This is a genomic window from Neisseria sp. HMSC078H04, assembly GCF_001838135.1.
GTDB lineage: Bacteria > Pseudomonadota > Gammaproteobacteria > Burkholderiales > Neisseriaceae > Neisseria.
On sequence record NZ_KV835845.1, the window covers coordinates 1 to 2,818 of the forward strand.

Consider the following 2,818-nt stretch of genomic DNA (forward strand, 5'->3'; position numbering starts at 1 on the left):
TCGTCGCGTTCGCTGTCGCTGCGTTGTCCGTCAGCGTCGATGCGGTAGACGAGTTCACGGTTTTCGTCGAAACCGTACACTTCCGTCCGCCCCAATGCGTCGGTAACGACGGTATGGTCTTTGCGGTAGGCGAACGTCCATTCTTCACCGAGGTTGTTGCTGCTTTTAAGCACTTTGCCGTCGGCGTCGTAACGGTCGTATTCGTAGCGGGACACCAGTCCGTCGGGTTGGCTGTGTTCGACCATGATGTGGTTTCGGTAGGCGAAACCGCGCAGTTTTTTGCCGTCTCGTCCGTAAACAGCGGTCAAATCACCGTAGCCGTTGTAGTCGTAGCAATTTGGTAGAGGTCGTCTGAAAGTTGGTTTTCAGACGACCTCTATGTTAACTGCCAATGAGATTGTTAAAGAACAAATGGTTCAGACGACCTCAAAGAAGATAGTGAGGTCGTCTGAAAAACAGAAACCGCGTGCGTACGTACCGCACACACTCTACGTCAGAACTGAAAGTTTTGTCTGGGCTACGACTTACTAAACGGTTTTAGGCTATTTAGGCTTGCATCTATTTATCTATATTTCTTAATATCCTGTAAGGTAATTATATTATTTCTTAAATCATCTAAAAATAACAATTGAATTTCATATTCACGTTTTAAATTTTCCTCCTCTATTTTGCCATCTTCAGAGTATGGGAAATTCGCTAAAGCATCTTTCCAGTTAATTACGTTTTCAGCACATGCAGCAAAGTAATAACTATCAGATGATTTTTGTTGTATACCTAGTAACATATTTCGAATCGAAGCTAATAACTCTATAGTTCCTTGTGTTTCTACCATATCATTTAATGGATCATCATCCCAATTTATATCTTCTATAGCTTTTTGAGAGATTCCAATATTTATTTGGGAGAAATCATACCAACCAGCTTTAATGATAGCATCACAGAGTTGGTAGTTCACATTTGAATTAGTTATTTTAGTCATATTTTCTTTTATTTTTTTCTCAATGATCAGTGCATTACAGCACCAAGCTGCAAATTTACATTTCTTTTGTAGATCCATTTGATCTAAAAGAGATTGTACTTTTTCAATATGTAATTCTATATTCATAATTCATCCTTTCATTAATCATATACACCACCAGCACCGTCAACACTTGGTTTACATCTTGAACAAGGTGCATTTCTTTGTTTGCTGCCCCAAGAAATTCCTTTTCGAGTAACTTTTGTGTCATCTGGTATATTTCGCATGATTGATATTTTTTACAACATATTTTGATAAGGCGAATGTTCCGCTGTGGTATTCTTTGTTTTGGGCTTCCTGAACGCATCCGATTTTGTTGTAGACGTAATGGAGCGTGCCACTTCTTTTGTCATTATTTTGAATCAGTTTGCCTGCTTTGTCGTAAGCGTAGTAGCGGTTAATTACGGCACAGCAAAGGTCGTCTGAAAGTTGGTTTTCAGACGACCTCTATGTTAACTGCCAATGAGATTGTTAAAGAACAAATGGTTCAGACGACCTCAAAGAAGATAGTGAGGTCGTCTGAAAAACAGGAACCGCGTGCGTACGTACCGCACGTACCCTACGTCAAGACTGAAGGTTTTGTGTAGGCTATGGCTTGCTGCATCAAAATAGAAATTTCATACAAACTACAGCTTGTTTAAGAAGTTCGGAGTTAAATTATTATGGGAAATACTCAATAGATGTATAAATATCCTGCTGAATAATCAAAAGACCTCTCACTAAAATCGATTATGTCTTCAGATTTAAAACTCCAACCACAAGGCATATATCCATCATTAATGATTTTAAGAAGATTCAAATTTAAGTCAACTTTTATATTTTCATCCACCTTATTAATTGAATATTCTAAAAAAGCTCCCAACGCAATGCTATATAATGCAATATATGTATCATCTGTTTTTAATTTACTTTCTTTTATTTTTTCTTTTAGAATAGATTCATGTGAATGAAAAAATTTTGCGATATATTGCCCAAATTCATTTACCATAGCCCCTTTACCAGTTGCATTTTGAAATAAGTTGAATAAATAGTTATTAGAAGCCCTTTGTACTCCTTCCCATAACTCATCATTAGCAATCCATTTTTTTGCATCTTTTAAGGTTACTATTTTTTTACAAGAAAATGGATAAGGTTGTTTTCTTTGCTCTTCTGGAAAATCTCCTACTTTCCTTAGCCAATTATCAAAATAAAGGTTACCTTGAAATTCGTTAAGAATAGAAGTTATTGTTTCTTTATTCATTTTTTTTGACCTAATGTACGAGGAATATTGGGGACTAAATCATCTTCTTTTATACCATGTTTAGCTTGACTTCGCTTAGCAGAAGACAATGCTTTGCATTGTTCTTTAGGAGAAAGAGAAGTGGCAGCTAATGCATTTTTTAACATTTTGTTGTATTGCCCTACAGTTGGCCGAGTAATACCGGCTAAATATTTTTTGCCACTTTTACGCTTAACTCCTGTTTTACGGAATTGATCCCAAAACCTTTCCATCACGTAATGGATTTGATAATGATCTGAACCAATGTCTCGTAGGGCATTTCCTAATAATTTTATGGCCGCTGCATCTCCACGTGGAATAATAGAATCAAAGGCATTATCTTGATTAAGATGATGTGATTGTTTCCCATCTCGAATCTTACGAAGACGGTCATGCTTACCCATTTTAACTTTTAATCCTAATGGATCAATCCAAGTTAATGAGTTTAACGAAAACTGATACAGGTTACTACCACCTGTCAACCCAATCGGGTCCTGATTCACAAACCGCCCCGCCTCAGGCTCGTAATACCGCATCAGGTT

General features: G+C 37.3%; 3 protein-coding genes and 1 pseudogene. All 4 read right to left on the reverse strand.

Annotation, left to right across the window (positions count from 1 at the left end; genetic code table 11):
- Positions 1–308: pseudogene (locus tag HMPREF2560_RS05525) on the reverse strand (RHS repeat protein); the annotation flags it as partial.
- Positions 309–562: 254 nt separating this feature from the next.
- Complete coding sequence (locus HMPREF2560_RS05530; RefSeq protein WP_070608103.1) at positions 563–1,105, reverse strand: cation:proton antiporter; 543 nt, start codon at positions 1,103–1,105, stop codon at positions 563–565.
- Positions 1,106–1,691: 586 nt separating this feature from the next.
- Entirely contained in the window at positions 1,692–2,258 is a 567-nt protein-coding gene (locus HMPREF2560_RS05540) for a hypothetical protein (RefSeq protein WP_070608101.1), read from the reverse strand.
- Positions 2,255–2,818 (reverse strand): RHS repeat-associated core domain-containing protein (locus HMPREF2560_RS11435; protein WP_283122215.1); only part of this gene is annotated, 564 nt, incomplete at its 5' end. The genes HMPREF2560_RS05540 and HMPREF2560_RS11435, both read right to left, overlap by 4 nt.

Excerpts from the sequence above, each read along its gene's own strand:
- HMPREF2560_RS05540 (WP_070608101.1), bottom strand. The coding sequence starts at position 2,258 with ATGAATAAAGAAACAATAACTTCTATTCTTAACGAATTTCAAGGTAAC.
- HMPREF2560_RS05530 (WP_070608103.1), bottom strand. The coding sequence starts at position 1,105 with ATGAATATAGAATTACATATTGAAAAAGTACAATCTCTTTTAGATCAA.